The organism is Thauera sp. (genome assembly GCF_034003485.1).
Classification (GTDB): Bacteria; Pseudomonadota; Gammaproteobacteria; order Burkholderiales; family Rhodocyclaceae; genus Thauera.
On sequence record NZ_JAVEYL010000066.1, the window covers coordinates 1 to 6,692 of the forward strand.

The window sequence follows — 6,692 nt, forward strand, 5'->3', positions numbered from 1 at the left end:
TCACCACCAGGTCGTAGTTGCCCCAGTTCACATGGGACAGATCGATGTCGCCGGAGTGACCGCCGTCGCGCGACAGGTCGGTGTGGTTCAGAACGTCGTAGTTGAAGCGGTCGGAGGCCAGCACGTTGCGCCGATCGTTGGTCTTGTAGAGCGTCCAGTTGTCGCGCAGACGCTTCGGGCAGAGCACGAGCACGCGGTCGTTTCGCAGCTCGTGGTACTTGATGATGGCCAGCGCTTCGAAGGTTTTACCGAGGCCGACGCTGTCCGCGATGATGCAGCCACCGAAGCGGTCCAGCTTGTCGATGGCACCCACCACGCCGTCGCGCTGGAACTTGTAGAGCTTCTTCCAGACGACGGTGTTGCGAATGCCGGTCGCGGACTTGACGATGCGCTCCTCGTCGAGCCCGTCGCCGTTGGCAAAAAGGTGATGCAGCATCAGCGCGTACACGCTCGATGCATCGCGGTGGCTGCCGAGCCCCCTGAGCCTCTCAATCAGCTCGGCCTTGGCCTGCGGCTGATCCCGGAGCATGGCCCATTGCGAGTCGAACCACTGGCTGAGCATCTGCGCCTCGGCCGGGTTCTCCGACGCCTGAATCAGGCTGAGCGGATTGCCCGGCGTGACCCCGAGCCCGTCGGTGGAGAACGCGAACGACCCCATCACGGCCTGCTGCGCCCTCCCTTCACCGTCGCGCAAGACCAGCGTGCCCTGTGGAACCGCGCCCTGTGCGTGGCGCACTTCAGCGGTCTGCTCCAGCCAGGCAGCCAACTTTCTCGACAGCCACGGTGCCTGGAGCTTGTTCCTGTGGGGACGATCAGCCGCAGAACCGAGCAAGCCGAGCGTGTCGTCCGTAGCGCCCTGCGAAGATGCCGGTTGCGGCGGCAAAACGAAGCGGGCTCGGGAAACCTGGGGAAGCTCGTCAAGGAGCTCGGAGTAGGCAAACAACGAGAAAGCGGGCGACACCATATCGATCTGGTGCCCGCGCTGAATCCAAGGGCGGATCAGGTCCAGGACTCGATCAGAGCCGGCGTTGGAGACGAATCTCATCGGGCGATTCCCTTCTCAGTCATGGAGCCCCTGCTCGAATGGTTGCGAGTTGCATGATCAAGCCCCCCGTTGGTCTCGAACATATCGAGACCTGTGCAATCTCCGTATGCCGAGCGCGCTGAAATTGTGAGAATTCAGAGCAAATCAACAAGCCGCTCGACGAATGCAAGTCGCGTACGTGCGTTCGAAAAACTTGGTTTGATTATCGCAGATGAGGGATCCGAAACACGCCAGGCGGTGGCCACTGCCGCCGTCTTCTGCGTGTCATACGTCACATAATGCGATGCCCGTCGCGCCGCACGTGGTCGAAGGAGAAGACGTGCGCCGCCGGCGCCTCCTCGCATCGCCCGACGAGTTTCCAGGCAAGCATGAAGCTTCCTGAACGCGCAACGACCTTGCCGCCACACAGAGGGCACTTCGCCGTGTAGCGGACGGCCTTGATGGATTTGTCGGTATGACGCGGCGGACAACGCCACTCTACGAGGCGGTCATCGTCGACCGACTGCATCCACCATGGCGCCAGAGCAATGCGCCAGCGGTGAAGCATCAGGAGAGTCCCGAGGGTGGCCCAGAAAACGTAGCCGAAGACCACGGCAGCAAATGCCGCATTTGCGATGCCACTCACCGACCTGGTGACCAACAAGGTCATCGGAACGAGCAGCGCCGTCAGTCCGACGATGAGAATCCCGAAGAGCAACACTCCGCGGAACACATGGCGGCGCCAACCTGCGAGCTGAAAGCCCTGCGCGAAAGTGCGCGCGAGCCATGACGCATCTTCTACGTCCTCGCAGATATAGCTGATCTGCTGCCGAGCAGACGACACGCATACCGATACATCTGAAACCTTCCCGTCGACCGGTTCAAACGGACGTTCTTCATCGACGCGACGATCCTCAGCTTCAAACGGCTCCAAGGCAAAGCAGTAACGCGTCGGATTACCTTGCCCCCCGCCTTCATCACGAGAGAGAACGGGCATGAATTCGATACCCGCACCCTGCAGATGCTGGCGCACGCCTTCTTCTTTCTTCGGCCAGGTTTGACCGATCAGCTTCTGCCAATGCTCGCGAACCTTGGCAGCGACCTCCTCTCGCAGATCGTTTGCCGCCCACCCGCGAACGTACTCATCCCGAACCGCAGCAGCCACCTCCCACGCATCGAAACCGACCTGCGCACGCTCCGGATCACGCTGCACGAGGGATAGCAGCGCCCGAAGCACGGCAACGTTGAGGTAACGCGACTCCGGCCAGCGCGACGCAAGCTCATCAAGCCGCTTCGCCGCCAAAACAATGGCTTGCGTATCCACAAACCCCCTTTCAACCCCGTTGTCCGGGTGTTCTGGCAAAGCGGCCTGCACGGTAATTCGACTCGTCACTGTCATCAACGAAGGAGCAATCGACATGGAAGCCACGAGTCTGCTGCAATCATTTGCCATTGCCAAGGACGGCCGGGTCGTCTCGGTGAACGAGGTTGAGCGCGGACAGGCGTGCGGATGCACCTGCCCGTCCTGCCTCCGTCCGCTCATCGCACGCCAAGGAGACGTGCGGGTCTGGCACTTCGCCCATGCAAGCGGCGCCGACTGTGAAGGCAGCGCCGAAAGCGCCCTGCATCTCGCGGCGAAGGCCGCCATCGAGCGGGCGGGCGGCATCACCTTGCCGGGGCTGTCTGTGAAGCGCTCGGTCACGCTGCCGGACGGGCGCCACGGCACCGGGGAGGCCTCAATCCCGGAAACCTGGATCGACTTCACGACGGTCAGGACCGAGGTGAATCTCGGCGCAGTGATACCGGACGTCGTGGGGACGGCCGGAACGGAGTCGTATCTGATCGAGGTCGGCGTGACCCACTTCGTGGATCAGGAAAAGCTGGCGGTTCTGCGTGAGCTCGGCAATCCGTCCATCGAGATCGACCTTCGAGGCTTCGACCGCGAATCATGGGACTGGGGAGCCCTTGACGAGATCGTGGTTCATGGCGCGGAGGCCAAGCGCTGGCTGTTCCTCCCCGAGCAGCGTGCCCTGATCGAGATGGCGACCGAGCAAGCGCACGCAGTCGCGGAACGGATGCCATTGCCAACACCCCGTCAGCCTCTGCCGAAGGCAAAGCCGCCAAGAACACGCTACTGGCCTGACAACCGCATCGTGGATCTGATCGACTTCCCGTTCGGCGTAGCGCTCTGGAGCCCATACGACGCGCAGTTCAACGAAGTGGTGAAAACCTGGTGCCGAGACTTCGGGGGGCGGTGGCAGCGTGCCCACAAGAACTGGCTCTTTCCAGTCGAAGCCAAGCCGTTCCTGGTCGCCGAGATCGCCAAGCGCCAAACGCGTCCGCCCGAGCAGAGGGCATAGCTTGTAGGCGGCTCCGCCCCTCAAGTGTCAATGTCGCCACCGTACCGGAGGTCACGGAGCAATTAATCCGTGATGGATATAGTTACGCAGAAATGCTTTTGAGAAATGTCATGAAGATGAAGAACAACATGCTGGCACTCGCGCTGACGGTGTTCGTGTTCTGCGGTGTTGGAGCCTTGCTGTGGTGGGACGCACAGCGCCCGACCCCAATGAAAGAGAGCGCTGCACCAAGCAAGAGTACGCCGGAAGCAGGGTCGCGGTTCGACTCGCCCGCAAGGGACAACGCCACAGCCTTAACGCGGGAAGCAACGCCGCCGGCAAACGGTCTCTACCGCTGCCAGGGACCGGGCGGCGTCCTCTACCAGGCAGAACCTTGCCCGGGTGGAACGAAGCAGGCCGCCGTTTCGGGCGGAACGGTCAGCGTCGTGTCGCCCCCGCCCGTGCCCGTGGCGCAGTACGCGCCACCGACCCGCCAATCCAGCACCAAGCCTGTTGGCCTCATCGAAAGAACGCCACCCGACTCCAAGGGGAACGAGTACCAGTGCGACCAGTTCGAGAAGCAGATCAAGCGCATCGACGCTAAAGGGCGACGCGGCGGCACCTCATGGCGTATGGAGCAACTCCGGGAGGACCGCCGAAAGGCAAAGGATGCAATGTGGCGCTTGGGCTGCGGGCGATAAGAGGGAACCGGCACGCTCGACGGCGCGAGGCTGGCGGGCGTCGGACTTTGACACTTGAGGGGCGCAGTTTGACTGATGAGGGGCGCCCCGCTATCGGCGCGGTTGTTGGTAATCCGCGCCGGTATCGAGCCAATTGAGGCATCCGGCCCCCGCCCCTCAAGAGTCAAACACGTTGTCAGATCACTTCACTCGGATGGGGGGCCGGCACCCTGACTGCGTTTCTTTAGCCGCTAAAATCGCGCAGCTACGCGGACCGGCGCGCTCGCCGTTGTAGGTGTATGTAATACGCTACAACATACAACACGCTACACAGCCCCCTTCGCCTTGCTCACGAAGGTTGCCACCTCGTCATTCAGCTCCGTCCCCGTCAGGCTGTTGCCGTCGAACTGGACGCTGCTGTCTGCCCCACCGCCTCGAATCGCCGACGCCACTTTGCCCGGCAAGCTCTGATCAGCCCCCTCCTTGAAGTCGGAAGCCAGCTTCACGGCCTTGTCTTTGATCACGCTCCCCGCCCCGGTGGCCAGGTTGGCCGCCGTGCCTTTGGCGAGCGCCGCGGCTCTCGCAAGCCCAGCGCCTGCACCGGCCGATGACGATCCGCCGAAGCCTGCGGCCTGTGCAAAGGCGGAGCCGCTAGCCTCCCCCGCCGCAGCTCGCCCACCGCTGGAGGTTGTCTGTCCCAGGCTGGGCATCTGCCCACCGCCGCTCTCGATCCCCGCCTGAGCCTTGTCGAATGCCGCCTTCACGGCCGACACGCCCCCCGCGATGTTCTGTGCGCCGCTCATGACGGCTGCACCGGCCATTCCCGCCGCCGTAGCCGCCATGCCGACTGCCCCCATCCCAGCCCCGGCAACAGCACCCGCGCTGAAGTTGCCGACACCTCCAGCCGCAGCCACCCCACCCCCCGTGATGATGCCCGCCACCAGTGGCGGCACACGGGTGATGAGCAGGAGCAGTGCGAGACAGAAAACCAGCATGACGCCGAGCTCCTCGAAGTTGAGTGCGCCCTTGTTCATCTTGGCGTAGAAGCTCGACAGCAGGTCGTGACCGATACCGAGCAAGAGGGTCATCACGAAGAGCTGCACCGCAACGCCCAGCACCGTGCGGAAGTAGCTGAGCGCCATCTCCGAGGTCCAGCGCGATCCGCCGAAGCCAAGGAAGAAGATGCCGGCGTACATCAGGATCCAGCCCGACACGAAGAGCAGCAGCATGTTCACCGCGACGACTGCTAGCAGCAACAGAATACCGGCACTCAGCACCACGCCTACGAAGCTGTCGATGGGCTGCCAGGCAGAGAGGTTTGTCACCGCCTGCTTCCAGATCATGAAGCCGACATCGACGACCCCCGAGGGGGAGAGGCCCGACACGCCAATTGCGGATTCGCCGATCTGGCGCATCGAGCCGATGATGGCGTCGGCAATTGCCGGGCCATTGCGCAGCAGCCAAAGGTAGAAACCGAAGAACAGGATGAAGCGGGCGAACTCGGCGAAGAACTCGCCGATGTCGGCCTTGCGCAGGATGAGCATGCCGCCCGTCCAGGCGAGCGAGATGGTGCCCAGCGTCCAGAACAGCCAGGTTGCTGCATTCATCACCACCGTCTGCCAGCCGGATGCCCGCGCAGCGAACTCGGTGACGACCTGGTCCAGGATACCGCGGTTGGTTGCCGGATCATGAAACGAGAGCTGCGCGAAGGCGCTGCCCGATAAAAGCATCAGTACGGCGACGACGAACGCCGTTGAACGGTTGATCTTCATGGTCGTCACCACCTCTTGGGGTTAGTCGGAAGGGTGTCGGGGCCGATCGGCAGGCGCGAGCAACGGCTACCGAATTCCCTGCGCGTGGCCTCGTCCCTGATCTGCTGGATCCCCTCAGGGCGGCAGTTCTCGGCAGTCACTTCAGGCATCGGCTCGGGAATGGGCGCACAGCCGACCAGTAAGCCGGCGAAAAGCGTACCGATTGCGACGACGTTCATAACCACCTCCTCACCAGCGTATCGGGCTACTGGGCAGAGCATCCGGCCCGCGCCGCTCGGTCGAGGCCAGGTGTGCCGCCTGCTGCCGCGCCGCAAGATCAGCCTCGCTCTGCGCGCGGGTAGCCATGGCGTTCTGTTGGGCGATCAACAGGCCGCGGATCTGCAGCAGTTGATTGGCCTGCTGGCTGGCAAGCTGGTTGGCGAACTGGATCGCCTCCATCTGTCCGCGGGCACCCTCTGCGCGACGCTGGAGCTGCTCCAGCGTGCGGGCGTCCGTCTTGAGTGCTTGCTGCTGAAGTTCCAGGCCGTGAAAGAGCGCATCGTTCGCGCGCTTCTGGGATTCGGAGGCGAGGCGGCGGTTGTCATCCATCGCTGCCCACTCTGCAGCACTGCAGCCGCTTGCCGAGAAGCATGGCGAGCCGCGGTAATAGGCGACGTCCTGAAACTTGCCAAGATAGGCATCCACGCTGCCGAGATGGGTTTTGTAGTAGTTGAGCGTATCAACGGCGGTCATCAGTCCATTGATGGTGGCCTGCGCCTGATCCCAGATGTAGGCCGCCGGCGCCATGGTGTTCTGCAACTGGTTCTCGTACTGCTGCAGCTGTGTCCGGTATTGCTCGATCTGCTTCAGCGTCTGGGCGACGCTCTCGATCGCAGTC

Annotated in this window: 7 protein-coding genes; 2 read left to right on the top strand and 5 right to left on the bottom strand. The window is 63.0% G+C overall.

Annotated features, from left to right (window positions below):
* Together RBT54_RS17880 and RBT54_RS17885 are read right to left on the bottom strand one after the other, a co-directional pair.
* On the bottom strand, nucleotides 1-1,045 hold a 1,045-nt coding region (locus RBT54_RS17880), incomplete at its 3' end, for an SNF2-related protein (RefSeq protein WP_320368360.1).
* Nucleotides 1,046-1,316: 271 nt separating this feature from the next.
* A complete protein-coding gene (locus tag RBT54_RS17885; protein ID WP_320368361.1) occupies nucleotides 1,317-2,444 on the bottom strand; it encodes a hypothetical protein in 1,128 nt (375 codons plus the stop codon).
* Between RBT54_RS17885 and RBT54_RS17890 the strand changes: the two genes are divergently transcribed.
* Nucleotides 2,443-3,384 (top strand): competence protein CoiA family protein, encoded by a 942-nt coding sequence (locus tag RBT54_RS17890; RefSeq protein ID WP_320368362.1) that lies wholly within the window; start codon nucleotides 2,443-2,445, stop codon nucleotides 3,382-3,384. The two genes, RBT54_RS17885 and RBT54_RS17890, sit on opposite strands and share 2 nt — an antisense overlap.
* 110 nt (nucleotides 3,385-3,494) lie before the next feature.
* Entirely contained in the window at nucleotides 3,495-4,064 is a 570-nt protein-coding gene (locus tag RBT54_RS17895; RefSeq protein WP_320368363.1) for a hypothetical protein, read from the top strand.
* Nucleotides 4,065-4,369: 305 nt separating this feature from the next.
* On the opposite strand, the gene trbL is transcribed toward RBT54_RS17895, so the two are convergent.
* From trbL to trbJ, 3 genes are all read right to left on the bottom strand, one after another.
* Nucleotides 4,370-5,815 (bottom strand): P-type conjugative transfer protein TrbL, encoded by a 1,446-nt coding sequence (gene trbL / locus RBT54_RS17900; protein WP_320368364.1) that lies wholly within the window; start codon nucleotides 5,813-5,815, stop codon nucleotides 4,370-4,372.
* A gap of 5 nt (nucleotides 5,816-5,820) precedes the next feature.
* Complete coding sequence (trbK, locus tag RBT54_RS17905) at nucleotides 5,821-6,033, bottom strand: entry exclusion lipoprotein TrbK (RefSeq protein ID WP_320368365.1); 213 nt, start codon at nucleotides 6,031-6,033, stop codon at nucleotides 5,821-5,823.
* Nucleotides 6,034-6,043: 10 nt separating this feature from the next.
* A partial coding sequence (trbJ, locus tag RBT54_RS17910; RefSeq protein WP_320368366.1) for a P-type conjugative transfer protein TrbJ occupies nucleotides 6,044-6,692 on the bottom strand: 649 nt, incomplete at its 5' end.